Origin of the sequence: Methanoculleus caldifontis, from assembly GCF_032842345.1 — an archaeon.
In the GTDB taxonomy this organism is placed as follows: domain Archaea; phylum Halobacteriota; class Methanomicrobia; order Methanomicrobiales; family Methanoculleaceae; genus Methanoculleus; species Methanoculleus caldifontis.
In genome coordinates, this window is the sequence record NZ_WBKO01000001.1 from 1,393,169 (window position 1) to 1,419,385 (window position 26,217).

Below are 26,217 nucleotides of genomic sequence, written 5' to 3' on the forward strand. Positions count from 1 at the left end.
ACACCATCATGCACGAATCAGCACTCTTCCGGTTCAGAAGCGAGATCCGGCACTTCTGCCTTGTCGCAGTCGCAAACCTCGTCTTTGCCGCACTTGCGATGGCGTTCGGTATCAGCGTGATCGTCGGGCAGGCGGTATCCATGTACGAGACCTTCTCCACCGCGCTATACGTGATCTATTCGCCGGTGATCCTGTTTGTTGCGCTTGTCGCCACCCTTCTGGGGCTCGGCTGGATCCTCACCGGTCTCAGGATCTTTGAAGGCGTCGAGGCGATCAAGGACGATCTGGACGGGGAAGGAGGAGAGATCCGGGACGAGGACCTCACCCGCCTCATCGTGAGGATGCTCTCCCACTACCGCGACAACCGTGCAACCATCCACACCATGATCCTGGTCTGCACGCTTGGCGGCTGCTGTTTCTTTGCTCTCGGGATCGTCGGCAGCCTTGAGTATCTCTCCGTCTCGACAGACGGTGTCGTCTTCACCCTGAACAGTTACCTGGTCATCCCCTTCATGCTCCTCACGCTCGGGGTTGCCCTCGTCAGCCTTGCCTCTTCGTACTACTTCTCCCGGTTTGCAAAGGTCTGGGACGAACGGATAGACGAGATCGAAGCGTCCGAGGCTCTCCTGAACGAGACGCTGGAGCGGGGTCGGGGATGAGCGGACGCAGGACGGCATTTGAGATCTACTGGGAGATCCTGGTCTTCTGCAGGACGCCGCAGTCGTTTACCGGCATCATCAACCGGTGTGACCTGAACTCAAAGACCGGCCAGGAGTACATCGGGTTTCTCGTGGAAAAAGGGTATCTCGTCGGAGTGGCCGAGGGGGATAAGACCCGGTACGTCTCCACCGAGAAGGCCGGGGAGTATATCGCGCTCTTCGGCTCGCTGTACCGGAAACTCTTCGATACCGCTCCCCGGTTTAAACTATGAGGGTCGCCGGGCGGGACGCGGCGGCGTATCCCGCCCGGAACCTGTTTATGGGCAGAACGGCCTGAGTTTCTCGATCAGGCGCTCCACCTGCAGGACCGCCGTTCCGATGTAGGCGTCAGGGTCGAGGAGGGCTTCGAGTTCCTCGCGGGTGACGAACGCCGTGACCTCCGGTCGCTCGCCGAGCACCTCGGCAAGGTTCCGGTCCTCGGCGAGGGCCTGCATGCTCGTCGTCCGCATCACTTCGTGGGCTTCCTGCCGGTTCATGCCCCGCTTCGTCAGTTCGATCATCACCGACTCGGCGAGGTTCACCCCGCGGAGGAGCATCAGGTTCTTCCGGATATTCTCCTGGTTGAACTCGAGCCCCTCCATCACGCCGATCATCACCTTCAGGATGTGGTCGGCGAGGACCGAGGCCTCGGGGAAGAGCACCCGCTCGGGCGAGGAGTTCGTCAGGTCGCGCTCGTCCCAGAGGACGTTGTTCTGCAGCGCCGGTTCGACCGCGGACCGGACGATCCGGGCAAGCCCGCAGACCTGCTCGCTCTTGATCGGGTTCCTCTTGTGGGGCATCGTGCTCGAGCCGACCTGCTTCTTCCCGAACGCCTCCGCGAGCTCCCCGATCTCGGAGCGCTGCATCAGCCGGAGTTCGAGCCCGATCTTGTCGAGCGTGGTCGCGACGTTTGCAAGGAACATGAAGTACTCCGCGTAGCGGTCCCGCGATATGATCTGGTTCGAGACGTCCACCGGCCGGATCCCGAGGAACTCCATCATCGTCTCCTGGATAGCGATCCCTGCTTCGCCGAGGGCTGCCTGGGTGCCTACGGCACCGGTAAGCTGCCCGACGACGACCCGCGGGCGCATCTGGCGGAGCCGCTCGATGTGCCGGGAGACCTCGCTTGCCCAGATCGCGAACCGCAGCCCGTAGGTGGTGGGCACACCGATCTGCCCGTGGGTGCGGCCGGCGCAGACGAGGGTCTTCGTCTCGGCGCTCCGGGCGAGAAGGACACAGAGGAGCCTGCCCAGTTTCTCCTCGATGAGCGCGAGGCTCTCGCGGACCTGCAGGGCGGTCGCCGTATCCAGGATGTCGTTCGAGGTCGCCCCGTAGTGGATCCACCGCCCCGAGTCGCCGCAGACCTCGGTGACGGCCTTGACGACCGCCATCATGTCGTGGTTGATCTCGGCCTCGATCTCCTTTGCCCGCTCTAGGCGGGCCTCCGGCGCGCAGGATGCGATCGTCTCCGCGTCCTCGCGGGGGATCATCCCGTGCACCGCCTCGGCCCGGGCCAGCGCCACTTCGGCCGTGACGATCGCCCGGAACCGGTTCTCTTCGCTCCAGACGGCGCGCATCTCCGGTGTGCCGTACCGGTAGTCGATGGGATGGATTGCCATAGTCGGTACCTGTTTGCCCTGCCGCGTTAAAAAAGAGGCGTGGCCTGCGGGAGGGTCCCTGCGAGGCGACGCTATTGTCGCCGGGTCCGGCGGTGCCGCGCTTGAACCGTCCTCCTCCGGTCGCTTAGGGGATCTTTCACCCGGTCGTCGGGCCGCATCGAGGATGGCGGGATATCCGGTCAGAGTGGCGTCGAAGAGCGTATACGCGAGGAGATCACCCGCTCTTGAAGGTGCCGTCGTGGTATCCGCCATCACTGTCGGGCCGGTCATGCACCTTGATCGGCCCGCCCTCATAAACAATGATATTCTCGGTGGCGATGATGATATCGTCGGCCGCTTCGATCGCAACCAGGAGTTTGCGGGAGAGTTCGTCTTTTACGGCCCGCTTCCTCCGGACTTCGGACACGTACCTGATATTGAAGGTGATCCAATTGTCGGTGAGGGTCAGGTAGATGGAGGGCTCCACGTCCCTCTTCGGCAGGTAGTAACGCTCGCCGATCCTCTCGATCTCCCACTCGGCCTGTCTGACTGTCACCGCAGTCTCCCGGCGAACGATATCGAGGAAGAGAGAGACGGCCCGCTGCCAGTCCGACCCGTAGGTGATGGGGATGGAGATCTCGTCCCAGACAAAGGTATGGTCCATCGTGTAGTTGAAGACTCGCGACGATAGTATCTCCCCGTTCGGGACGATGGCGATCCTGCCTGTCGCCTGGTCTCCTTTCACGTCGCGGGCGTGAATCTCGAGGAGCCTTGTCGTGAGAATCCCGATATCGATCACGTCGCCCATGGTCTCGCTGATCTCGATGCGATCCCCGATCTGGTAGGTGCGGGAGAGGATTATCAGGATCCCGCCGACGAAGTTTTTGAAGAGGTCCTGGAGCGCGATGGCGACCCCAGCGCCGACAATTCCATAGGCGACGAAGATGTAGTTGGTATCGATCCAGACACGGAGGAGAATGACCCCGACAACGACGATCTTCAGGAACGATACCGTTCTCCTGAACGAATAGCGCTCCCGCTCGTCCCGGATGCGTCGGATAGTGAGGGACTCGAGGATGAGGAAGAGGAGGTAGACGAGGCTGATCGTGAGGGACGTATAAAAGATGCGCTCGAGGTAGATGTCCGGGTAGGCAAGCGCCATGAGCAAGAATATGACTGTGGCGGTGGCGGAGCTCACGATGACGGCGACAGTCCTCAGCGTCGCGCGCTTCTCTTCCTGCTCCTCCGGGGGCTGTCGGTTCACCTGCATGCTCCACATCCTGCCGCCGGTGGTCCATGTGGCCCGCTTCTGCCTGCGGCAAGGTTGCGCGGGTCTCGACGCGGAGCGATATAATGGTATCCCGGTCACAGGCGGAGGCCGATGCCGGCGCTCTATCGCTCTTCTCGATCAGATCCACCCCTTCTTCTTGAAATAGAGGAGCATCGTCCCCGCGACGGCAACCATCGAGGCGATCGCTGCCGGGTAGCCCCAGGGGTGCCTGAGTTCCGGCATGTATGCAAAGTTCATGCCATAGACCCCGGCGATGAAGGTGAGCGGGATGAAGATGGTGGCGATGATCGTGAGGATCTTCATGATCTCGTTCATCCTGCTGCTCTGGCTTGAGAGATAGACGTCGAGGGTTCCCGACATCGTTTCGCGGTAGGTCTCTACGGTCTCGGCGACCTCGATGGTGTGGTCGTAGACGTCACGGAGGTAGACGAGCGTCGGCTCCCGGACCAGGGACGACTCGCCCCGCTCCAGTTCCGCCACCACGTCGCGGAGCGGCCAGACCGACCGGCGGAGGGCGATCAGGGATCGTTTCAGGACATAGATCGCCTGCAGGGTTTCCTGGTCGGGGTCTGCGACAACCTCCTCCTCGACCGCCTCGATGCGTTCCCCGAACACCTCGATCACGGCGAAATAACCGTCGACGATCGCATCCAGCAGGGCGTAGAAGAGGTAGTCCGCCCCCTCGCTCCGGAGCCGCCCGGCCCCGGCACGCAGACGCTCTCTGATGCGCTCGAAGGCGTCGCCCGGCTCTTCCTGGAAGGATATGACGTAGCCCTTCCCGAGCACAAGGCTGACCTGTTCGCTCCGGAACCCCCCGATGCCGTCGGCCGAGAGCATCCTGACCGCGAGGTAGAGGTAGTCGCCGTAATCCTCGATCTTTGGTCGCTGGTGGTTGTTCGAGATATCTTCGAGCGTCAGGGGATGGATCCCGACGATGTCCCCGATCGACCGGATGACCCCGGCATCGTGGATGCCGTCGACGGCGATCCAGGTGACTGCCGGGGGGAGAGCGGGAGCCGGGATCTCCCCACGCCGGGTAACGCTTCGCTCCCGGAGGTGCGAGGTGTCGTATTCGAGGATCGTGACGGTGACCGGCCGTAGACCGGGAGTGCCGGGATGAATCAGCCTCGCCGGGTCGGCATCCCGCCCCGCCGTCTGGTCGTCGCGCCGGCTCATCGGGGATCAGGTACGGGTCGGTTCGAAAGAAGTTGCCAAAAATGCGGGGGGTGGTGCAGGTTCACCGCGCTGCTACCTCATCCTCTCTCTTCGCCTTTGCTGCGGCGCGGCCGATCAGGATCACCGCGATCACCGCGACGATTGTCACGACGATAGCGTACACAAACATTGCAACGAGCGTACTCTGATCACCGAAGAGGAGCGCGAAGAGTTCCTGGATGGCCCCGTTCCATGCGAGAGCGGCGACCAGGCCGAATGCGGCTGTGATGAGGGCTGCAATCTTTTCAATGACCTCGGTCTTGAAGGACATATGGTTTCCTCGGGCGGGGAGTATGCGGTTGATGCCATAATACTTTCGGCAAGGGCCGCTCCCAGCGCCCCTTCAGGAGATCAGGGGAATATTCTGCATCCTGATAAGAAATGAAAGAATCCAGGGGGGTATTTGAGTCCCGGCGGGATCTGGACCGCCCCGGCCGCTCCCCTCCCCGGTCCGGGTGCGGCCTGCCCGGCCTCCGTTCACTTTCACCCCGGGCACCCAAACTACATTGATACCAGCCGTCGACCTGTATACCAATGGATAACCTCGACGGCTGGTTCCCGTACCGGGAGTACCGGCCCCACCAGCGGGAGATGCTTGACCTGGCCGCATCCGTCGCCCGCGACGGCGGCATCGCCATGATCGATGCGCCGACCGGAAGCGGCAAGTCGAGCGTGGTCTCCGCGCTCCTCGCGGAGAGCCGGGGACGCAAAGTGCTCGTCGCAGTCCGCACCATCAGCCAGCTCGCCACGTTCATGCGCGAGCTCGAGCTCGTCCGGAAGAAGCGCGGCGGCCTGAAGTTCGCCTACCTCATCGGCAAATCCAGCATGTGCCCGCTCGGCGGCGAAGGGGACGTCTACCGCCGGTGCGAGGGCGTCAAGGCTTTCTCGACTGCGCTTATGCGGGAGCGGGCGCAGAAGGGATCGCTCGTCCCGGCAAACGACCGCCAGATCCGGCAGCAGATCCGGAAGATGGACCCGGAACACCCGCTCATCTGCCCCTACTTCATCCACGGCAAGTCCTTCGTGGAGCCCGAGGACGCAGGGTTGAAGATGATCCCGTCGGCGGCCCTGCGCGTCCGTGCCGAGCGGGTGAGCACCGAGATGATCTGGCCCGACCAGCTCGCCGGGTTCTGCGGCGACATCTGCCCCTACGACACGATGATGCACGCCGCGCGGGACGCCGACGTCATCCTGGTGAACTTCTACCACCTCTTCGACGACGACATCCGGGCTCAGCTCTACCTATCGCTCGGCATCGAGGGGCACGACGCCCTGTTGCTCATCGACGAGGCCCACAACTGCGGCGACGTCGTCCAGAGCATCGAGAGCGTGACGATCGAGGAGCGCGATATCGTGCAGGCCGGGCACGAACTCGCCGGGCGGCGCCGGTCCCAGCACCAGGCCGACGCCGTCGCCCAGGTACTGCCGCAGATCGCCCGGTTCATGGAGGCGCTCAAAGCCTCCCACGAGGTCGAGGACTGGTTTGAACCCGCTATCTTCCAGAAGATGATCTTATCGGGCACGCTCTACCGGAGCGTGGAGGAGGTCGTGGATGACCTTCTCAAGATCAGCGAGGGGATCCGCGAGAAGAACATGCAGGCGGGTGAGTTCCGGGAGAGCGCCATCGAGCGGCTGACCGAGTTCTTCTACCGGATCTTCCGGTCGGCGGCCGACCCGGCATACCTGACGGTATACCGGAAAGCAGACGACGGCACCGTGGCGCTCGAGGTGAGGAACATCGACCCGAGCACCAAACTCCAGGACCTCGCCCGGGCCCACGCCTGCTGCGTCCTGATCTCCGGGACGCTCTCGCCCATCGAGAGCTACCGCCGCTACTACTTCGGCGACCTTCCCGTCACGACGATCTCGCTCCCGAACTCCTTCCCGCCGGAGAACCGGCGGGTCTTCTGCGCAAACGACATCACCACCGCCTACTCGATGCGCCGGGACAGAGAGAACCTCGCCCGGACCGAGGACTACATCACCACGTTCGCCGCCCTCCCCGGGAACCTCGCGATCTACTTCCCGTCCTACGACCTCTTAAACACCTTCGCGGAGCGTTGCGCCCCCCGGATCCGGAAGAAACAGGTCTACGTTGAGCCCAAGGAGACCGGCACCGCCGCCGCGATGCTCCGGGAGTTCATGGCCCTCCCGGGGACCGGCCGGTCGGGCGTCCTCTTTGCGGTCTGCGGGGGCAAGTGGAGCGAGGGCCTGGACTACCGGGGCGAGATGCTCTCGGGAGCGCTCGTCATCGGTCTCCCGCTTGCCCCGTTCAACCGCGTCCGCAAGATGGTGATCAGCTACTTCCGGATGAAGTTCGGCGAGGAGGGCGAGTTCATCAGCTACACCCTCCCGGCGATCAACCGCGCTCTCCAGGCGTTAGGAAGGGTCCTCCGGACACCGGAGGACCGGGGGATGCTCGTCGTCGGCGAACGGCGGTTCCTGGAGCCGCGGGTCCACGCCGGTCTCCCGCCGTGGATGCAGGCGGAGATGAGCGTATGCACCGTCGAAGAGTTCAAAAAGGAAGCCGGCCGATGGCGATCCTGACCGGGTCATGCCGGTTCGGCCTCTGGCACGTCCACGTCGCCTGGCAGGGCGATCTGGTCTACCAGGTGCGGTTCGCCCGCGAGGGCCTCGACGGTCCGGTCCCGGAAGAGATCCTCCGCTACTGCGCCGGCCGGCCGGCCGACCTCTCGACCCTCGAGAGTGTCGCAACCGCGGGGGAATCGACGTTCGCGAGGATTTACCGCGCCGTCCGTGCCGTCCCCTGCGGGGAGACCGTCACCTACGGCGAGGTCGCCCGGCTGATCGGGACGGCGCCCCGTGCGGTCGGGTCGGCGATGGCGAAGAACCCGACCCCGATCGTGGTGCCGTGCCACCGGGTCGTCGCAAAGACCGATCTTGGCGGATTCTCCCCCGATCTCGCGATCAAGGAGGCGCTTCTTGCCATGGAGCGCCGGCGAAGGGTCTGCATGCCGGGAGATGGGAGGAGTTAACAGGTAACTCCGCCATATAGTACTCCGGAATGAGGATCGTGGTCCTGGGGGCGGGGGCGGTCGGCCTGACCGTCGCCGCAAAGTTGTCCCGTGTCGCGGATGTCCATGCCGTCGCGAGGAAGCGGCATGCGGACGCAGTGCGGGAACGGGGTCTCCTGATGACCGGCATATGGGGGGAAGGAGCCTACCGCTTCAGTTGCTCTGAGGACCTTCCCGATGCGTGGCAGGACGCCGATTACTATATCATCGCCGCAAAGTCTACCGATACCGGGGCCATCTGCCGCCAGTTTGCCGACGCCATCAGGGGGCGCGAGGTGATGAGCCTCCAGAACGGGATCGGAAACGAGGAGATTATCGGAGAGTTCACCGACCGGGTCATCGGCGCCATGATCATCACCGGGTTCGAGTGGCGGGGCGATGCCTCGGTCCATGTCTCGGTGGAGGCGGCGCCCATGAGACTGGGGAGGTATCCGTCGGGGGTGGACGATGCTGTCGAGACGCTCGCGGCCCTCCTCCGGGAGGCCGGTATCCGGGCGGAGGCGACTGCAGAGATCAGGACCGATATCTGGTCAAAAACCCTCTACAACTGCGCGTTGAACCCGCTCGGCGCCATCGCGAACGTCCCCTACGGCGCGCTCACCGATCCGCACGCCTGGGCGATCGTCACCGCGATCGTCGGGGAGACCTTCCGGGTGGCGGAGGCCGAGGGCGTTCTTCTCCCCTGGGAGACCCCGGAAGAGTACCTGGCGTACCTCCGCTCCACCCAGCTCCCGGCGACAGCCGCCCATCACTCATCGATGCTCCAGGACCTCACTCGCGGACGAAAGACCGAGATCGACTTCATGAACGGCGCGGTGGCTGCCCTTGCCGGGAAACATGGTCTCGAAGCACCCCATAATGCCTGCATCGCGGAACTGATCCGCTTCCGGGAGCGGCTATGAAGGAGGCCGGGGCGGAGATGCGATCTGCGATTGTCCTCGTCGGCGGGGCGGCACGCCGTGCCGGCGGACGGGAGAAGTACTTCTTCACCTTCCGGGGCCGGACGTTCATCGACCGCCTCATCGATACCCTGCGGGAGGTGGTGGACGAGATCGTGGTGGTCGCACGGGACCCTGAACAGTGCGATCGATTCGGCCACTTCGGGGAGATCCGGTGCATCCCCGATATCAGGAGGCATATCGGCCCCATCGGCGGGCTGCACGCGGGGGCGCTCGCGGTGCACGGCGAGTACGTCTTCGTCGCTGCCTGCGATATGCCCTGCATCAACCCCGATGTGGTGCGAATGCTCTTTGACGCCGCCGATGGCTACGATGCTGCTATTCCCGGCTGGAACGCCGATATGCTCGAGCCGCTCCACGCCGTTTACCGGCGAAGCGCACTGCTCGGCTACCTGGAGGAGCACGAGTCGCTCTCGCTCCGGTCGATGGTGAGGAACCTGGACGCCCGGTACGTGGGCGTGGAGACGATCCGCCGGATCGATCCGGAACTGCTGACGTTCACGAACATCAACAACTTAAGCGACCTGGAACAGATCGATCCTTCTGCCGGGCACGACCTCGACGATGCCTGCGGTTCTGATCAGGGGCCGTCGTAACAGGGCTCGCGCTTCATACCCGGCGTCGCGTCCCCTCTCCCTGGAAAACATCTTCTCTTTTCGCGGGCCCCCTTCCTCAGGCCTCCGAATCTTCCCCACAATGTCTGCGAGAGCCCGGCTCCTCCGGGCGGTCCCGGCAGAGCCTGAACGGGAACCAGGGGGTCGGGCCGGGGGGCTAACCGGGTGCGGCACCCACAAGTTATATATTGTCTCTTGGAGTAGTCAGGGCCTGATGTCTTCGGGGGAAGTGACTTCTACAGGTTCCAGCGCCGCCAGCCCGGTCGACCCCGGGATCGTGCGCGCCATGTCTGCCGGTTGCCGGACCCGGCGCCTCCCGGCCGCCCGGATCGTCGTGCCGCTCCTTCTGCTCTGTTGCCTTGCTCCAATCGTGTTCGGAACTGCCTCCGCCGCCGGCGAGGAGTACGCTCCTCTCTGGGAGAAAGGGATGAGCGGTGTCGTCAGCTCCGTTGCCGTCACCCCTGACGGCTCCCTGATCGTTGCCGGGGCCGGCACGAGGGTCTACCTCCTGGACCGGGAGGGAACCGTTCTCTGGCAGATGCCGGCCGGTTCCGGGGTGAACGGCGTGGCGATATCGCCGGACGGGTCGCATATCGGCGTCGCTGCGGACAAGCTCTACCTCTACAACCGTGAAGGAGACCTGATCTGGACCGAGAAGACGGGCTACGTCTACTGGGGCGTGGCACTCTCGTCAAACGGCACCTATGTTGCCGCAGCATGCGATAACGGCGCCGTCTTCATCTTCGATCAGGACAAGAAGACGCTCTGGGATTACGATATGGGAACCGACAGTTACGGCATCGCGATCTCGGATAACGGCCGGAAGATCGTGGTCGGGTGCGACAACCAGGGGGTCTACTACCTCAACAGCAGGGACGGTGAGTCCTGGAGTTACGGCACCGGGAAGGCCGTGAAGAGCGTCTCCCTCACTCCCGACGGGCGGTTCGTGGTTGCCGGGTCGCTTGACCGGTGCGTCTATCTCTCCACGGGGGAGGGCGAGCACCTCTGGAAGTACCCCACGGAGAACCCCGTCCTCGGGACGGCCCTGACCAACGAGGCGAACGAGGTCTTTGCCGCTTCGGGGAGGACGGTCCATGTCATCGGTCGGTCGGGGGCCAGCCTCCAGAAGATCTCGATCCCGGGACGTGCCGAATCGGTTGCCGTGACCCCCGACGGTTCGCTCCTTCTGATCGGGGGCGGCGAGGGCGACCGGTCCCTCCACCTCTACACCAGGGACGCGGCCCTGCTCGAGAGCGCGGGGTGGGAGGAGGAGACCGGATCGGACGAGACGGGAGGCAATGTGACCGCCCATGCAGCCCCCGCCGGCGAGGAGAGGGAACCGGTGGCAGGGCCGGGTGCTCCGGTGCGGGATGAGGAGCGCTCAGCCGTCTCCATGGTGGCCGGCTGGGTGGAGAACGTCCTCTCCCTCCTCTTCAAGCCCCAGGAAGGCTTCATCGCCTGAGCCTCCCTCTCTTTTTCGAGCGTTAAACTCTGTGCCGGCTCCCGGTCGCGTCCCGAGCATATCGCCCGAACTCGCTCCCGAGCAGAATGTCGCCGGAGAAGACGGGCCCGTCCCTGCAGACCCGGAGGCCATGCGGGTCGGTGCAGCACGAACCGCAGACGCCGACCCCGCACTTCATGTAGCGGTGGAGGGAGAACCGGCCCCGTTCTGCACACCCTTCACGGTCGAGGATGGCGAGAACCGCGGCCATCATGACCTCCGGGCCGCAGACGCAGATCTGGGCGAAGTCGGCAAGGTCCACCCTCGAGATGAGCTGGGTCACGAACCCGTGGTGGCCGGCGGTGCCGTCGTCGGTCGCGACCATCAGCGTCGCCGCCTCCCGAATCCGGTCTGCAAAGAGGAGTTCAGAAGCCGTCCGGGCGCCGAGGAGGAAGGTGTCCGCCTGGCCGGTCGTCACAAGCGGCAGCAGCGGGGAGACCCCGACCCCGCCGCCGATGGCGAGCGTCCTTCCGGAGACGGTAAACCCGTTCCCGTAGGGTCCCCTGACCCCGATCAGGTCGCCCTCGTGCATCGCAAAGAGGGCGGCGGTCGCATCCCCGACCTTCTGGACGGTGATCGAGGACGGCGAGGAGAGGGCCATCGGGACCTCGTCCACGCCCGGCACCCAGACCATCACGAACTGGCCCGGCCGGGCGGCGATCTCGCGGTCGAAGACGAACGTCCGGATCGACGGCGTCTCCTCGACGATCTCCGTTATCGCGACGGGGGCGGGCATCTGCTCATGCATGGGCGCACCCCACGATCTCCTGAGCATCGACTCCGTCAGGACCGTAGAGGTCCTTTGCGATCGCGGAGAAGACGTCGATATCGTCGATGACCGCGCTCCCGATCTCGACGGCGCTCGCCCCCGCCATCATCAGTTCGACGACGTTGTCGGCGGTGGAGATGCCTCCGCACCCGATGACCGGGATGGAGCATGCCTCGTAGAGGTCGTAGACGCACCGGACCGCCACGGGGAAGATGGCCTTTCCCGAGAGCCCGCCGAAGCGGTTCCCGAGCACCGGCCGGCGGAGGGCCGTCGAGATCCGCATCGCCTTCACGGTGTTGACGGCAACGACCGCCGTCGCCCCGCCGCGCTCCGCGGCCGCGCCGATCTCACCGATATTGGCGACGTTCGGGGTGAGCTTCACCCAGGTGGGGACCCCATAGGAGGCTGCCGCCCTCGTGCACTCCTCCACGAGCGCGGGATCGCTCCCGATGGCCGCCCCGTAACCCTCGGCGTGGGGGCAGGAGAGGTTCAGCTCGAGCCCGGACGCCCTGCCGGCAAACCATCCGGCGACGGTCCGGAACTCCTCGGGTGTCCCTCCAAAGATGCTCACGACGACCGGCTCGCCCTGGAGGGCGGCCAGTTCCTCCGTGAACGCGGCCGAGGGGTTCGGCAGGCCCATGGCGTTGATGATGCCGCCGTCGACGACGATCAGGCAGGGACCCGGATGCCCCTCCTTGGGGCTCGGTCCGATGGACTTTGTGACCACACCGCCAGCACCGCTTGCGAGGATGCGGGCGAGCGAGGCCCCGGTGGTCCCGAGGATGCCGGCAGCAAGCAGGAGGTGGTTCCTCAACCGGATGCCGCCGACCTCGACGGGACCGGGATACAGCGTAACCATTCAAAAAAGGTGGGAGCGGGGTATTATTATACCCTCGCGCCGCGTATAGTATCGGAGGAATCGGCGCTCCGTTCTTCGGAGCCCGGCGAGCGGTAGAGGAGACGGCGCTATGCCCTGCACCGCTGCCGGAGCGTTATTTTCCGCGCAGCAGGGCCGGTCACGCGGACTGCCTTTTACCGTTATTCATACAGGACCGATACTATGACCTCGCTTGCAATCTTGGGTGTTGGAAGGGTCGGCGGCGAGACGGCGTTTCTCGCCGCCGCGCTCGGCCTCGTCGACGAGATCATCGTCCACGACGCTTACGAGCCTATTCTCCGGGCACAGGTGCTCGACCTGCAGCACACGGGTATCGACGTCGGGGTCTCCACCGATACGGCGGCGATGCGGGATGCCGACGTCTTCGTCTTTGCGGCGGGCACCCCGAGGACCCCGGAGATCAAGACCCGGGCCGACCTTCTCGAGGCCAACATGCCTGTAGCAAAGCGCTGCAGCGAGTACCTGCAGGGGTTTGACGGGGTCGTTATCACCGTCACGAACCCGATGGACGCGAACAACTACGGCCTCTGGAGGATGATGGGCGTCGACCGCCGGCGGTGCATCGGTTTCGGCGGCCAGCTCGACAGCGCCCGGTTCGCCTGTTTCCTCAAGGAGGCGGGAAGGTCCGGACCTGCGTGGGTGCTCGGCGAGCACGGCGAGTACCAGGTGCCGCTCTTCTCAAAGACCGGCGTAGAGTTCGGCGTCAGTGAACGGGAGACGATCCTCTCTGCGATGCGGGGGGCAAGCATGGAGGTTATCCGGGGCAAAGGGGGGACGGTCTTTGGTCCTGCCTACCATATCGCCATGCTGATCCGTGCGGTCCTCCACGACCGGCGGGAGGTGCTCCCCTGCTCGTGCGTGCTCGAGGGCGAGTACGGTCTCTCCGGCTGCTCGCTTGGTGTCCCCGCCCGGATCGGCCGCGAGGGTATCCTCGGCATCGAGGAGTGGGACCTCGACCCGTGGGAAGAGGCGAAGATGACGGAGGCCGGAGCGTTTGTGCGCGGCCTCTGCAGGAGATTCGATGACCGATCAGGTGCTTGAGTCCCGCATGAGCGTCCCGGCGACCCTGGACGACTTCGGGAAGGTCCGGGTCGGGATTCACCAGGTGGAGTACAGCGTCGGCGTCGAGATCCCGGTCATCCATATCTTCGGCCGGGACGCCTCGGGGAGGGCGATGAAGATCGACGTGACCGGTTTCCGCCCCTACTTCTACGTGCCTGCGGGTGCCGTGAACGAGCGATCCCTCCCGCGCGAGGTGGACGCGGAGCCGGAGACGGCTTACCGCTCCATCCGCGGCGAACCGCTCCGGCGGCTGTACACCCGGCGCCCGGGCGACGTTCGCGACGTCCGCGACCTCTTCCCGCAGCACTACGAGGCCGACATCCCGTTTGCCACCCGGTTCATGATCGACTGCGGTCTTACCGCCGGGGTGGAACTTCCCGCCGACGTCTCGGCGATCGATTATCGCGAACTCGCGCCGTCCGACGTCAAGGCCCCCGCCCGGACCTGCATCATGGATATCGAGTGCGTGGACGAGCAGGGGTTCCCCGAGCCGGCGCGGGACCCGATCATCTGCGTCACCTGCTGGGACTCGTTCGACGAGGACTATACGACCCTCCTCTGGCAGCCCGGCGGGGTGCCGGGCGATGCGCCGGAACTCAGTCTCCACGAACAGCACCGGGTCGTCCGGTTCTCCGACGAGGTCTCGATGCTCCGCGGGCTCGTCGCCTATGTCAGGGAGCGCGACCCGGACATCCTCTCCGGCTGGAACTTCGTCGAGTTCGATATCCCCTACATCCTGCAGCGGATGGCGGCGCTCGGCCTCCGGGGCGAGGACCTCGCGCGCCTCCCCGGCCAGACCGAGCGGAACGCCGTCCGCGGGAGGGCGATCTTCGACCTGCTTGGGGCTTACCGGAAGATGCACCAGGCCCAGAAGGAGTCCTACCGGCTCGACGCGATCGCCGGGGAGGAACTCGGGGTGACGAAGGTCCGCTACACCGGGACGATCACCTCGCTCTGGCGGTCCGACCCGGCCCGGCTCGTGGAATACAACTGCCGCGACGTCGAGCTCTGCGTCGGGATCGACAGAAAAGACAATATCATCGAGTTCTACCGGGAGATCGCCCGGTACGTCGGGTGCCCGCTCGACCGGACGCTGAACTCCTCAAACGTCATCGATATCTACGTCCTGCGGAAAGCCTCCGGCACGTTCGTCCTTCCCTCAAAGGGCCTCGCCGCCGGGGACGAGTTCGAGGGGGCGACCGTCTTTGAGCCCGCCACCGGCCTCCGGGAGAACGTGGTGGTCCTCGACTTAAAGTCCCTCTACCCGATGGCGATGATGACGATCAACGCCTCGCCCGAGACGAAGAACCCGGATGGCGAGCTGCGGGCGCCGAACGGCATCCGGTTCTCCCGCGAGCCCGACGGGTTGACGCGGAGCATCCTCTCCGAACTCTTAAGCGAGCGCGACGAGCGTAAGCGCCTGCGCAACCAGTTCCCCTTCGGGTCGCCGGAGTACGTCCTCTACGACCTCCAGCAGAACGTCCTCAAAGTGATCATGAACTCCTATTACGGGGTCTCAGGCTACACCCGGTTCAGGCTCTACGACCGCGAGATCGGGTCGGCCGTCACCTCGGTCGGCCGGGCGATCATCAGGCACACCCGCGAGATCATCACCGGTCTCGGCTACACGGTCCTCTACGGCGATACCGACTCCTGTATGGTCCAGGTGCCGCCGGGGAGCCTCGAGGAGACGATCGCACGGGCGAGGGCGGTGGAGGAGCGGCTGAACGCGAGTTACAGCGACTTTGCGAGAACCGAACTCGGCGCCGATACCCACTACTTCTCCATCAAGTTCGAGAAGGTCTACCGCCGTTTCTTCCAGGCCGGCAAGAAGAAGCGCTACGCCGGGCACCTGGTCTGGAAGGAGGGCAAGGACGTCGACCAGGTCGATGTCGTCGGGTTCGAGATCCGTCGGAGCGACTCGCCGCAGATCACGCGGGAGGTGCAGCGCACCGTCATCGAGATGATCCTTCGTGGGGACGCGTTTGAGGATGTACGGGCGTACCTGCGCGACGTCATCCGGAAGTATCGGCGGGGCGAGTACTCTCTCAACGAGGCCGGCATTCCGGGCGGGATCGGAAAGAGCCTGGAGAGTTACGAGAACGACGATGCCCATATCCGGGGAGCAAAATACTCAAACGAGTATCTCGGAACCGACTTCAAGCGGGGCAGCAAACCGAAGAGGGTCTACATCAAGGCCGTCACCGCGAAGTACCCGCGGACGGACGTGGTCTGCTTCGAGTACGCCGACCAGGTGCCGTCCGAGTTCGTCGTCGACTGGGAGACGATGCTTGAAAAGACGCTCAAAGGACCCCTCTCGAGGATCATCGAGCCGCTGGGATGGGACTGGCACGACGTCGACCCCTCGCGGACGACGCTCTTTGATTTCGGGATGTGAGAAAAGTTTTTGAGGGGGCGCTTTACGCGAGGCCCCTCTTTGCGCGCTCTTCCTCGAGGAAGGCGCTCCTCTCGAGATTTCTGGACCAGGCGATCCGGCCGTCGACGACCTGCCAGTTACCCATCTCGAGAACGTCGATCCCTGCCGGGACCCTCGAGACGTTCGCTCCGCCGGGCACGACCAGGACAGCCTTATCGGCGGCACCGGCGCTCGCTGCAGCCTGGAGCGCCTCGACGGCACCTGCCGGGACCTCGGAGGCCATCTTCACGTTCACGAGCACCCGCTCCGTCTTGCCGGCGACCCGGCGGGAGAGCACGCATTCCGGCTGCACATTGCCGGCGGACCATGCGAACTGCCACCCCTCCCGCGGGGAGAACCGCCGGGCGAGGGTCTTCTGGACATCAAGATACGTAGAATCCTTTATGCCACCCATATCAATATCCTCTGCTCTACTGTATGGTCACGGTCGAATATAAGTATTATAGTTCTCTCTTCCCCGGCGGTTCTCCTTTCTCCCGGCCGGTGCGGTGACCGGCCCGGATGGTGCATGCGTACATTCTGGAGGAACACTTTTATGCTACCACCCGTAATATGCGGCGGGGTTTGTTGATATGGCAGAGGCAACGCAGACAGAGGCCGGGGTTGTGGAGGCGTACGAGAGGCTGGCACGTGAGGTTCAGAGCCGGCCCGAGAGCATCCCGAGCGCTATCCACAATCTTCTCCTGAAACTGGCGGAGACGCATCCGGGAGCAGTCTACTGGATCGTCCGAAAGTTCTACCAGGAGTACCTCCGGCTCTACGTCTCCGACACCGGGTACATCGGTATCGCGGACAGGTACGAGCCGGACCTGATGTACCCGGGGGATATTGCCCTCTACATGGTGCCGGAGAGCCCGAAGGAGGGCGACGTGGTCCAGATCTCCTTCACCGACAAGGATGAGGTGAGCGTCTACGTCATCCACGGCCGGGTCGTCAGGTACAACGAGGACCAGTCGATCCAGGTCGCCGACACGAGTACCGGGGAGGAGTACAAGGTCGTCGGCTGGAACATCCTCGGGACACTGGTCAAGGTCATTCCGTTCGGCTCCGACGCGTGGCAGGAGCTCTTCCCTGCATCCGGCGTCCCGAAGGACTGGGTGGCCACGTCGATCGAGGAGAACATCCGGTCGGTCCGGGAGTCGGAGGTTCCCGGGAAAGACGAAGCGGTCGCCGAACTCAAGCGCCGCCTGGAACAGCTCGTGTAGGCGCTCGCCGCACTCTTATTTTTCGCGGGGGCCCGGGTGTCTCCATCGCCCTATCTCCCGCCGGCCAACCTTTTTGAAGGAGGCATACCATCCTCCCGCATGAGACATCTGGCAATTGTCATCCTCGCCCTGCTGCTCATCCCGTCCGGTGCCCAGGCGCTCACCTTGCTCGGCGGAGACCGGGCACTGGTCGATGCTCCCATCTCCGACGACGTGGTCGTCTCCGGTGGAACCGTGACAGTCCGTGCCCCCGTCGACAGCCTGACGGCCGTCGGGGGCACGGTGACGGTGGATGCGCCGGTCGCCGGCGACGTCATCGCCGCGGGAGGGACCCTGATCGTCAACGGGGACGTCGGGGGGAAGGTGCTCGCCGCCGGGGGCGAGATCGAACTGAACGGGAACGCGACGAACGCTCTCGTCATGGGCGGTACGGTCCGGATCGGGAGGGACGCCGTCATAGAGCGCGATGCGGTGATCAGCGCGGGGGAGGTCGTGAACGAGGGATCGGTCCTGCGTAACCTGACCGTATCGGGCGCGACCTTCAGCAACACCGGGACGGCCGGAAACGTGACGTTCGAGGAGCAACAGGAGCCTGATACGGCATTGCCCGGCCTCTTTGCGGTGCTCTCCGCGATCGGGTTCCTCATCCTCGGTCTCCTCCTGGTGCGGCTTCTTCCCGGCCCGTTCACGGCGGTCGTCCGGGAGGTTGAGAAGAGCCCGGTCGTCCTGACCGTCCTCGGCTTCGTCGCGATCCTCGTCACGGCGATCCTCCTGCTGATCGTCGCCGTCACCATCATCGGTCTCCCGGTAGCGCTCGTCGGAGGACTGCTCTTCCTCGTCGCCCTCATGATCTCGTCGCTCTTTGTCGCATACGCCCTCGGCGACGTCATCGCCTCGCGGACGGGGTGGAAGCCGGGGCCCATGGCGATCTTCGTCCTGGGGTTCGTGATCCTGCAGATCCTCACCTTCATCCCGCTTCTCGGAGCGCTCGTCCAGGTCGTCGCGGTCAGCCTCGGCTACGGGGGGCTGCTCTACGCGCTCAGGAGTGCCTGGCCGCCCGGCGCGGGCAGGGGGGCGACGTAACCCCTCAATCTCCGGCAGGCCTGCGGGAGCCGGGAATCTCCGTTGGGCCGGTCCCGGCTCCCTCACCCTGCGGGGACCCGACCGGCTCTACCCGGGTCCCGGGGAGGACGACCAGATTGTAGGCATTATGGTCTTTGTTGAACCGGACGAGGACACCGTAGAGCCGGACGATATCGCCATAGGCGGGGCCTTCGAGCGCGTCGCGGTTCGTGCCGCGGAGGGTCGCCGGGACCACGGCGTAGACCTGGTCTGCAGGCGTCCCGTCGCAGACCTTGTAGACCTTCGTCCGGTTATCGCCGAGGTTCGCGGACATCAGCGCGGCGACGACGTTGATCTTCTTGTCCCGGTGCTGGCGGAGGTGGGAGAGGCGGGCGAACTTCGCTCCCGGCGGGACCCGGTAGGCGTGTTGTACCGAGGCATCCTTCCGCAGGAGCGCCGAGGCATACTTGATGTCTACGTTGATGAACCGGTAGCCATCTTTCCCCTCCGCGAGGCGCTCCATCAGCCGGGTCGGCCGGATGTCGCCCTTCTGCTCGAAGGTCCAGCACCGCGCGGGGTTGCAGGCGGTGCCCCAGATGAACGAGCAGGGACTGAAGACGGTGAGCCCCCGGTCTGCGATGGCGCGAACGGTCTGGCGCATCGCGGTTGCGTTGGCGAGGTCGGCGGGCTCCACGATGACGATCGTCCCGTCGGGAGCGAGCCGTTCGGCGAGAGCGGCGACGAGGTCGGCACGCTGGTCGATACTCATCTGGCGGAGCTCGCCGAGGACGTTCGAGAAGACCATGAGATCGATCTCACCGGGCAGGTCTTTTGCCGCGAGCGCTCCGATATCCGCGCGGATGAGCTTTTCCACCCGCACCCTGTCACCCATCGCCGCGGCTGCGGCCGGGACGAGGGCGTTGTAGGCCTCGAAGTGCTCTTCGGAGCGTTCGACGGCGTAGATATCAGCCGTTCCAGTCCCGATTCGCCCGAAGAGATCGATGACGGCGAGCGGCACCACGCCCGGCCCGGTGCCGAGATCGAGGATGCGCATGTGAGGTTTCGCGAGCCCGCGGCCGACGATCTGCCAGAGGATGTGCTCGAACTGCACCAGGTAGACCGGGGCGTGGTAGGCGAGATAGCCGAGGACCGGGTAGGCCTTCCGGTAACTCACCTGCCGCTCCTTCCAGTACTGGCTCTTCTGGGCGAGGATGGCGTTCTTCATCCGGTCGAGCACGGTAGCGTCGTCCCAGGGCTTGGCGGTCTTCTTCGCGATGTAGGACTCGACCAGTTCCTGGAGATAGCCGGGAACCCCGGGGTTCCGGAAGAACGCCAGCTGGCGCTCCCGCCCGGCTTCGTCGACCGCGAGACTCCCGCCGTCCGGGCGGCGGCCGATCACGTAGTCCTCGCCCGCGGGCCTGATGGCGAGGCCGAGGCTATCAAGGTGCGGGCGGAGGTCCGCGGCGAGGCGTTCGAGCGATTGCCCGGCTCCCAGGTCTTTTTGAAGTTCCGAGAGCCTGAACTCCGGCTCTGCGCCTGCACGGCGCTCCAGTGCTGCAACGATATCCCGCTCGCTCATGGCGTATCAGGTCGGCAGGATGGGTAATACAGGTTGCGGGAGGTGAGAAAGTGGTGAGGGAGGGGTCGGCGGCAGTTCGCCGGTCAGGGCGTGCCCGCGCCCCGCGCCCCCGCCTCCCGGCCGAGCCTGAAAGCCGCGGCGTTGACCTCGACGGTCTTTCTCGGGACGCACCGGCGCACCGCCTCTTCGAGGGTATCGGGCCGGAGCGGGATGAACCCGGACGCGGCGCCGAGCATCACGATGTTCTGCGAGAGGATGCTCCCCGCCTCCTCTGCGAGGCCTGCGGCGTCGATGCAGGCGACGTCAAGATCGGCGAGCGCGGAAAGGATGCTCTCCTCGTCGGGCACGTCCAGGTTCTGCTGGTAGACCGACGTGGGGACGACCAGGTTCCGGTTCACGATGAGCCTTCCTCCGGCCGGCAGGTAGTGGCGGTAGCGGAGGGCCTCGAGGAGGTCGAAGGCGATGAGGAGATCCGCCGTCCCCGGCGCGATCAGGGACCCGAACTTCCCGTCGATCCGGATGTGGCTCTCCACCGACCCGCCGCGCTGCGCCATGCCGTGGGTCTCGGCGCTCCGGACGGTCCGGTTCTCGATGATGCAGGCCTCGCCGAGGACATTCGAGGCGAGGACGGTACCCTGACCGCCGATTCCGACGATCAGGATGTCGAACGAGGGTTTCATTGCCGTCCCTCCATGCCGATCGCACCCGACGGGCAGATGTCTGCGCAGACCCCGCAGCCGGCGCAGAGTTCGGTGATCGTCGCGTTTTTCCCGGCAAACGCGATCGCCGGGCAGCCGAACGACCGGCAGACGCCGCAGCCGGTGCACCGCTCAAGATCGATCGCGTAGACCTTGCGTTTGATCCCGCTCTTCCGTGCGGTGATGACGCAGGGCTGTTTTGCGATGATGACCCGGACGCCTTTGCGCTCCTTTGCCTTCCGGAACGTGTCGAGGAGGACCGGGAGGTCGTAAGGATCGACGGTCTCGACCCAGGAGACCCCGCACGACCGGCAGATGGCGTCGAGCGATATCGGGGTGCTCTCGACGCCTGTCGCCGTCATTCCGGTGTTGGGGTTCGGCTGGTGGCCGGTCATGGCGGTGGTCCGGTTGTCGAGTATGACGACGACCATCTCGGCGCCGTTATAGACGGCATTCAGGAGTCCCGGCATTCCCGTGTGGAGGAACGTCGAGTCGCCGATGGTGCAGACCACAGGGTGCTCCTCCCCCGATCGGGCGATGCCGCTCCCGACGGTGATCGAGGCGCCCATGCAGATGGTAGTGTCCACCGCGCCGAGCTGGAGGCCGAGGGTGTAGCACCCGATGTCGCTTGGGAAGATGCCGTCGCGGAAGACCTTCCGCATCGCGTAGAACGTCGGCCGGTGCATGCACCCGGCGCAGAGGATCGGCGGGCGGGGCGGCACCCCCTGGACCGGGGCAGGTGCGGGGAAGGTCACGGTGGGGGCGATGCCTGCCTTATCGAGGACGGCAGAGACGGTCGCCGGGTTGAGTTCCCCTTCCCACGGCACCGTCCCGGTCGTCTTGCCGAGGACCTCGGTGGTTGTCGCCACCTGGCGGATCGCCTCCTCGACGACGGGGGCGAGTTCCTCGACGACGAGGACCTTCTCGTGCCGGTCGACGAAGGATTTGAGCCACTCCTCGTCGATGGGGTAGGCGCCGACGATCGCGAGCGAGACGTTGTCGGGGAGCACCTCCTGGACGTAGGCGGCCGCGACGCCGCTCGTGACGACGGCGGTCGTGCCCCGGACGGTGTGGCGGTTGTAGCCGAGTTCGACCAGTCGCCTTTGCAAGGGCTGTTGCTTCTCGTTCAGCTTCTTATGCAGCACCCTCGTGTGCGCGGGGATGACCACGTACTGCTTGGGGTCGCGCTGGAAGACGGCGGTCCGGTGTTCGGTCCCGACTGCGCCGAGCTCGACGTCGCTCTTTGAGTGGCAGATCCGGGTGGTGGGCCGGAAGATCACGGGGAGACCGAACTCCTCGGAGAGGGCGAAGGAGTCCCGCAGCATGTCGTGGGCTTCCTGGACCGATGAGGGGTCGAGGCAGGGGATCTTCGCAAAGTGCGCATAGCGCCGGGTATCCTGCTCGTTCTGGGAGCTGTGCGCGAAGGGGTCGTCTGCGCAGAGGACGACGAACCCTCCGGTCACCCCGGTGTATGCGCTCGTCATCAGGGGGTCGGCAGCCACGTTCAGCCCGACATGCTTCATGGTGCAGAGTGCGCGCAGTCCGCACCAGGCGGCGGCGAGCGCGTTCTCGAAGGCGACCTTCTCGTTCGTGGACCACTCCACGGTGAAGGGCCGCTCCTCCTGCACCCGGAGGATATCGATCACTTCCGATGACGGCGTTCCCGGATAGCCGCTGGCAAAATCGATGTTTGCCTCCAGGCATGCGTGAGCGATGCCCTCGTTTCCGAGTAGGTATCGTACAGCCATTGTTCTACTCAACTGTACTTCTATCATCGGTTTTCAACATAGCGCTTTGGATGCCAATCCAAAAAATTAAGTGCTTATATGCCAGATGCTGGAGGGAATTTTACCCGGGCCCGTAGCATAGCCGGTGGTGCACCCGGCTGATAACCGGGAGGTCGTGCGTTCGAATCGCACCGGGCCCATACTCTTTCTGTCATGCTTTTCCGGAACGGGCCCTATTTCGCCTGAGATTATGTGCGGTTCTGCCATCACCTCTCTCGCGGGTGGGGCGGCGACCTGTGTTGAGCTGCCGTCGGTATGCTATCCCGTGCGTGTTCTGCAATAATATCGTAATCAGGCGGTTCGGGAGCAGGGTTCCGGCGCAACCTTTATGTTGGTGATGATACAACATTTATAGGCACTAAGGTAATCCCACCGGGCCCGTAGCATAGCCGGTGGTGCACCCGGCTGATAACCGGGAGGTCGTGCGTTCGAATCGCACCGGGCCCATCCTTCTTTCCTTGGTTCTTTCCTTGAGATTGTTTCTGCCCGGTCAGGCTATCGAGCAATTTCTCTCCCCGGCAATCCACCCGCCCCTCGCACGATACCTGCTCCTTTTACGCTTTCGCGTGGAGATCTATCCCTATGTATGTTACCGGTCACGCAGCCGGGAGACTCCGGGGGACCTCCGGCAACCGCTTCGCGGGATACAGGAGGTCGCCGGCGTGAGCACCGTCGAGGTCCGGGGCCTCTCGCGGTCCTTCGACGGCCGCGACGTCCTCCGCGACGTCTCGTTCACCGTCGGGCAGGGTGAGATCTTCGGCTATCTTGGTCCGAACGGCGCCGGGAAGACGACGACCATCCGGATCCTGCTCGGCCTCCTCGCCCCCGGCACGGGGGAGGTCCGGGTCCTCGGGCGGGACCTTGCCGCCGACGACGATGCGCGCCGGAGGGTCGGGGTGCTCTTTGAGAACAACGGTCTTGCCGACCGGATGAGCGCGGCCGGCAACCTGGCCTACTACGCCGGCCTCTACGGTGTCGAGGACCCGGCGGAGAGGATCGACGAGCTCCTCGCCCTCGTCGATCTCGCCGACCGGCGGGACGATCCCGTCGGGACGTTCTCGACCGGGATGAAACGGAAACTCGGGATCGCCCGCGCCATCCTCCACCGTCCTGAAGTCGTCTTCCTCGACGAACCCTCTTCAGGCCTCGACCCCGGCGCGCAGAGGATGGTCCGCGACCTCATCCTCGAACTCTCCCGGCGGGAGGAGATGACGGTCTTTTTGAACTCCCACCACCTCGATGAGGTCGAGCGGATCTGCTCGACGGTCGCGATCCTTGCCGGCGGCAGGATCCGTGCCTTCGATTCGGTAGAAAACCTCACCGCGGCCTCCGGCCGCCCGGCCGTGACGGTCTCCCTCGCCGACCCGGCCGACCGCGCCCGCGCCTGTGAGACCGTCGGGAGACTGCCGTTCGTCACCGGGTGCGACGCCGACGGCGATAGTCTCCTCTGCACCCTCGCCGAACCCGGCGCGACCCCCGACCTCGTCGCGGCCCTCGTCGGGGCGGGGTTCCGGATCGAGGAGGTTTGCCGGTCGTCAAGGTCGCTTGAGGAGATCTACCTCGAACACGTCGGTTCTGCGGAGGGCGGGGCATGAGCACGTTTCGCGTCATCGCCGGCCGTGAGATGCGGCTCGCGCTCCGGAACCGGAGCGCCCTCATCGCGGCGCTCATCTTCGCCGTATGGTTCCCGGTCGTCTCGATCCTCGGGATCGCCGCGGGCGCCGGTGAGGACGCAGCGGTCATTACCGCCGGCATCGCCACGATCACCCTCCCGGTCGGGGTCTTTATGGGCTACCTCTTCTGCGCCGACGCCTTCCTCCGCGAGAAGCGGGACGGCTCCATCGAGACGCTCCTCTGCACCCCGGTCTCCCTCCGCCGCCTCTGGGAGGGGAAGGCCGCCGGGGTCGCCGTGCCGGCCTACCTGATGACCCTCGTCTCGGCCGCAGTGACCATCGCGGCTGTTTACACCCTGTCGAGCGCTCCCGTAGCCGGCGAACCCCTGCTCCTCCTTCACCTCGCGGTCGTCGTCCCGGTCTGGATCGTCGCTGCGGCCGGGCTCATCGGCGCGGCCCAGCTCGCGCTCGGGATGCGGGAGAACCAGATCCTCGGGTTCGTGCTGATATTCGGGTTCATCTTCCTGATCATCGGGCTCCAGCAGGTCGCACCGGCCGGGTCGGGCATCTCGGTGACGATGGAGGCAATCCTCGCGGCAGTCGGGATCGTGCTCCTTGCCCTCGCCCGCGTCATCGCCGGGAAGGTGACGAAGGAGCGGATTGTCAGAACAATTCCGTAAGGTATGGAACGGGCCGGTCTACTATTCGGCCACCGTCCCTTCCTTGAGATATCGGAGGACCGGGGCGAGGATCTCCTCGTTTACCGCGCCCGCTTTTGCCGCCGAGTTGCTGTTCATGGCGATGTAGGTGTCTCTCTCGGCCCAGTAGTAGAGGATTGTGTACGAGCCGTAGTAACCGCCGGTATGGCCGTAGAGGGTCAGGCCCTCCGATCCGTTCTGTTGCGCGAAGTATCCGTAACCGCATCCGACGCTCATCTCCCCGAAACCGGGGACCTGCCCGGACTTCTGCGACTGGGGGGAGGTGTTCTCCATCGCAGCAAGCGATGCCGGGCCGATCAGCGCCCCGGAGCGGAGTGCGCGGTGGAACCTGTTGAGATCGGCCGTCGTGCTCACGATATCCCCGGCGCCCCGGTCGAACTGGAGGTAGAGGTCGCTGAAGTCCAGAACGGAGCCGTCCTCTCCGCTCTCCTGGGCCCGCATGTGCGGTCCGGGGATGTGATTGGTCCGGTGGACGAAGGTGTCGTTCATCCCGGAGGACACGAGGATGTTGCGGGTGACGTAATCCTCGTAGGGGACGCCGGCCGCCTCATCGATGATCAGGGTCAGGAGGATGTAGTTCACGTTCGAGTAGGTGTAGTTCGTTCCAGGCGGGTAAAGGGGGCCGGCATCGAGGCTCTGGCGCATCCCTTCCTGGTAGGGGACGGGGGTGTCGGGGTTCTCGTACTCTTCGAAGACGATCGCGTCCTCGTCGTAGTCCGCGATGCCGCTCGTGTGATCGAGGAGCTGGCGGATCGTGATCGTGCTGCTCTCCGGGATCATCGCCGCCACGTCCGCCGGCAGCCGGCGGCCGATGGGATCGTCGAGCGAGAGTCTTCCGTCCTCGGCGAGCTGCTGGATGGCGACGCTCGTGAAGGTCTTCGTCACGCTCGCGATGATGAACCGCATCTCCGGCGTTGCAGGTCTCGCGGGAGAGAGCGAGGCGTTGCCGGCTGCATAGTTCCAGGTCCATTCCGGCGTCGAGATCTCGATCAGGGCGCCGGGGACGCCGGCGCTGACGACTCCGGCCGAGACGATCGACTCAAGGTCGGCAGATGTCGCCGGCGACGGGGGATTTTTGTAGGCATCGTCTGCTTCCTGCACGGGTCCGGCGCTCTGCATGCACCCGGAGGAGAGGATGGCCGCCGCTACGACGATACCGACGAGAAGGAGGATATGAAGCCTCGGATGTGGGAAGGAGGGCATAATCATTCCTATGAGATTTTTCACATATATGCCATCCTTTTCTTCCGGAGGAGCACTCGGCGTGCCTCTGCCGTCGAGCATCGGCTCCGGCCGTTCGGTGGCACCTCTGACGGGTTTGACGAGGAACATGTCGACTTTCGGAGTTGATCCGGCCCGTTGCGCGGAGTCCGGTGGGCGAGCCTCCCGCTGAGGGATATGGATTACGTCACCTGCGAGGGTCTCGCCGAGGAGCGCCGGGTCTACGGGGTGCTGCTCGGCGAGATCGCAGGGCTGC

At 64.9% G+C, this 26,217-nt stretch carries 24 protein-coding genes and 2 tRNA genes; 15 read left to right on the forward strand and 11 right to left on the reverse strand.

All coding sequences use genetic code 11. The features are described from left to right. Positions 1-8: 8 nt before the first annotated feature. Complete coding sequence (locus F8E02_RS07030; RefSeq protein WP_317064780.1) at positions 9-659, forward strand: hypothetical protein; 651 nt, start codon at positions 9-11, stop codon at positions 657-659. Further along, the gene (locus F8E02_RS07035; protein ID WP_317064781.1) at positions 656-931 is read left to right on the forward strand and encodes a winged helix-turn-helix domain-containing protein; all 276 of its coding nucleotides are present in this window, start codon (positions 656-658) and stop codon (positions 929-931) included. Before F8E02_RS07030 ends, F8E02_RS07035 begins: the two co-directional genes overlap by 4 nt. Positions 932-976: 45 nt before the next feature. On the opposite strand, the gene purB is transcribed toward F8E02_RS07035, so the two are convergent. The 4 genes from purB to F8E02_RS07055 all read right to left on the reverse strand — a co-directional run bounded on the left by purB (position 977) and on the right by F8E02_RS07055 (position 5,073). Then, the gene (gene purB, locus F8E02_RS07040) at positions 977-2,317 is read right to left on the reverse strand and encodes an adenylosuccinate lyase (protein WP_317064782.1); all 1,341 of its coding nucleotides are present in this window, start codon (positions 2,315-2,317) and stop codon (positions 977-979) included. Positions 2,318-2,531: 214 nt separating this feature from the next. After that, a complete protein-coding gene (locus F8E02_RS07045) occupies positions 2,532-3,566 on the reverse strand; it encodes a mechanosensitive ion channel family protein (RefSeq protein WP_317064783.1) in 1,035 nt (344 codons plus the stop codon). 138 nt (positions 3,567-3,704) lie between these two features. Beyond that, positions 3,705-4,763 (reverse strand): magnesium/cobalt transporter CorA, encoded by a 1,059-nt coding sequence (corA, locus tag F8E02_RS07050; RefSeq protein ID WP_317064784.1) that lies wholly within the window; start codon positions 4,761-4,763, stop codon positions 3,705-3,707. Between the two features lie 61 nt (positions 4,764-4,824). Continuing rightward, complete coding sequence (locus F8E02_RS07055) at positions 4,825-5,073, reverse strand: DUF5654 family protein (protein ID WP_317064785.1); 249 nt, start codon at positions 5,071-5,073, stop codon at positions 4,825-4,827. 263 nt (positions 5,074-5,336) lie between these two features. On the opposite strand from F8E02_RS07055, the gene F8E02_RS07060 reads away from it, so the two are divergent. From F8E02_RS07060 to F8E02_RS07080, 5 genes are all read left to right on the forward strand, one after another. Further along, positions 5,337-7,349, forward strand: coding sequence for an ATP-dependent DNA helicase (locus F8E02_RS07060; protein ID WP_317064786.1), 2,013 nt, complete (start codon positions 5,337-5,339; stop codon positions 7,347-7,349). Continuing rightward, positions 7,337-7,798, forward strand: a complete 462-nt coding sequence (locus F8E02_RS07065; RefSeq protein WP_317064787.1) for a methylated-DNA--[protein]-cysteine S-methyltransferase — start codon at positions 7,337-7,339, stop codon at positions 7,796-7,798. The genes F8E02_RS07060 and F8E02_RS07065 overlap by 13 nt, the downstream gene beginning before the upstream one ends. A 29-nt stretch (positions 7,799-7,827) precedes the next feature. Further along, complete coding sequence (locus F8E02_RS07070; protein ID WP_317064788.1) at positions 7,828-8,739, forward strand: ketopantoate reductase family protein; 912 nt, start codon at positions 7,828-7,830, stop codon at positions 8,737-8,739. Positions 8,740-8,756: 17 nt separating this feature from the next. Then, the gene (mobA, locus tag F8E02_RS07075; RefSeq protein WP_317065160.1) at positions 8,757-9,392 is read left to right on the forward strand and encodes a molybdenum cofactor guanylyltransferase; all 636 of its coding nucleotides are present in this window, start codon (positions 8,757-8,759) and stop codon (positions 9,390-9,392) included. Positions 9,393-9,624: 232 nt separating this feature from the next. Beyond that, complete coding sequence (locus F8E02_RS07080; protein WP_317064789.1) at positions 9,625-10,872, forward strand: WD40 repeat domain-containing protein; 1,248 nt, start codon at positions 9,625-9,627, stop codon at positions 10,870-10,872. A gap of 22 nt (positions 10,873-10,894) precedes the next feature. Here the strand turns inward: F8E02_RS07080 and F8E02_RS07085 are convergent, their stop codons facing one another. Then, positions 10,895-11,659 carry a dihydroorotate dehydrogenase electron transfer subunit gene (locus F8E02_RS07085; protein ID WP_317064790.1) on the reverse strand — a complete coding sequence of 255 codons (765 nt, stop codon included), beginning with the start codon at positions 11,657-11,659 and terminating at the stop codon, positions 10,895-10,897. Continuing rightward, on the reverse strand, positions 11,652-12,539 hold the full coding sequence (locus F8E02_RS07090; RefSeq protein WP_317064791.1) for a dihydroorotate dehydrogenase: 888 nt from the start codon (positions 12,537-12,539) through the stop codon (positions 11,652-11,654). The genes F8E02_RS07085 and F8E02_RS07090 overlap by 8 nt, the downstream gene beginning before the upstream one ends. A 201-nt stretch (positions 12,540-12,740) precedes the next feature. On the opposite strand from F8E02_RS07090, the gene F8E02_RS07095 reads away from it, so the two are divergent. Together F8E02_RS07095 and F8E02_RS07100 are read left to right on the forward strand one after the other, a co-directional pair. After that, complete coding sequence (locus F8E02_RS07095; protein WP_317064792.1) at positions 12,741-13,619, forward strand: malate dehydrogenase; 879 nt, start codon at positions 12,741-12,743, stop codon at positions 13,617-13,619. A gap of 7 nt (positions 13,620-13,626) precedes the next feature. After that, positions 13,627-16,038: a DNA-directed DNA polymerase gene (locus F8E02_RS07100; RefSeq protein ID WP_317065161.1), complete on the forward strand. Its 2,412-nt coding sequence runs from the start codon at positions 13,627-13,629 to the stop codon at positions 16,036-16,038. 22 nt (positions 16,039-16,060) lie between these two features. Here the strand turns inward: F8E02_RS07100 and F8E02_RS07105 are convergent, their stop codons facing one another. Further along, a complete protein-coding gene (locus F8E02_RS07105) occupies positions 16,061-16,471 on the reverse strand; it encodes a hypothetical protein (protein WP_317064793.1) in 411 nt (136 codons plus the stop codon). 178 nt (positions 16,472-16,649) lie between these two features. Between F8E02_RS07105 and F8E02_RS07110 the strand changes: the two genes are divergently transcribed. Both F8E02_RS07110 and F8E02_RS07115 read left to right on the forward strand, forming a co-directional pair. Then, positions 16,650-17,282, forward strand: coding sequence for a hypothetical protein (locus F8E02_RS07110; RefSeq protein WP_317064794.1), 633 nt, complete (start codon positions 16,650-16,652; stop codon positions 17,280-17,282). A gap of 99 nt (positions 17,283-17,381) precedes the next feature. Beyond that, positions 17,382-18,365, forward strand: a complete 984-nt coding sequence (locus F8E02_RS07115; protein ID WP_317064795.1) for a hypothetical protein — start codon at positions 17,382-17,384, stop codon at positions 18,363-18,365. Between the two features lie 4 nt (positions 18,366-18,369). On the opposite strand, the gene F8E02_RS07120 is transcribed toward F8E02_RS07115, so the two are convergent. From F8E02_RS07120 to iorA, 3 genes are all read right to left on the reverse strand, one after another. Then, positions 18,370-19,923, reverse strand: coding sequence for a class I SAM-dependent methyltransferase (locus F8E02_RS07120; protein ID WP_317064796.1), 1,554 nt, complete (start codon positions 19,921-19,923; stop codon positions 18,370-18,372). An 83-nt stretch (positions 19,924-20,006) separates the two neighbouring features. Next, the gene (locus F8E02_RS07125) at positions 20,007-20,603 is read right to left on the reverse strand and encodes an indolepyruvate oxidoreductase subunit beta (RefSeq protein ID WP_317064797.1); all 597 of its coding nucleotides are present in this window, start codon (positions 20,601-20,603) and stop codon (positions 20,007-20,009) included. After that, positions 20,600-22,369 carry an indolepyruvate ferredoxin oxidoreductase subunit alpha gene (gene iorA / locus F8E02_RS07130; protein ID WP_317064798.1) on the reverse strand — a complete coding sequence of 590 codons (1,770 nt, stop codon included), beginning with the start codon at positions 22,367-22,369 and terminating at the stop codon, positions 20,600-20,602. The genes F8E02_RS07125 and iorA overlap by 4 nt, the downstream gene beginning before the upstream one ends. A 106-nt stretch (positions 22,370-22,475) precedes the next feature. On the opposite strand from iorA, the gene F8E02_RS07135 reads away from it, so the two are divergent. From F8E02_RS07135 to F8E02_RS07150, 4 genes are all read left to right on the forward strand, one after another. Then, a tRNA-Ile gene (locus F8E02_RS07135) sits at positions 22,476-22,548 on the forward strand. A gap of 234 nt (positions 22,549-22,782) precedes the next feature. After that, a tRNA-Ile gene (locus tag F8E02_RS07140) sits at positions 22,783-22,855 on the forward strand. Between the two features lie 215 nt (positions 22,856-23,070). Continuing rightward, positions 23,071-24,003, forward strand: a complete 933-nt coding sequence (locus tag F8E02_RS07145) for an ABC transporter ATP-binding protein (protein WP_317064799.1) — start codon at positions 23,071-23,073, stop codon at positions 24,001-24,003. Further along, positions 24,000-24,701 carry a heme exporter protein CcmB gene (locus F8E02_RS07150; RefSeq protein WP_317064800.1) on the forward strand — a complete coding sequence of 234 codons (702 nt, stop codon included), beginning with the start codon at positions 24,000-24,002 and terminating at the stop codon, positions 24,699-24,701. Before F8E02_RS07145 ends, F8E02_RS07150 begins: the two co-directional genes overlap by 4 nt. Before the next feature lie 21 nt (positions 24,702-24,722). Here F8E02_RS07150 and F8E02_RS07155 read toward each other — a convergent pair whose 3' ends face one another. Then, positions 24,723-25,943, reverse strand: coding sequence for a serine hydrolase domain-containing protein (locus F8E02_RS07155; protein WP_317064801.1), 1,221 nt, complete (start codon positions 25,941-25,943; stop codon positions 24,723-24,725). Positions 25,944-26,217: the final 274 nt, after the last annotated feature.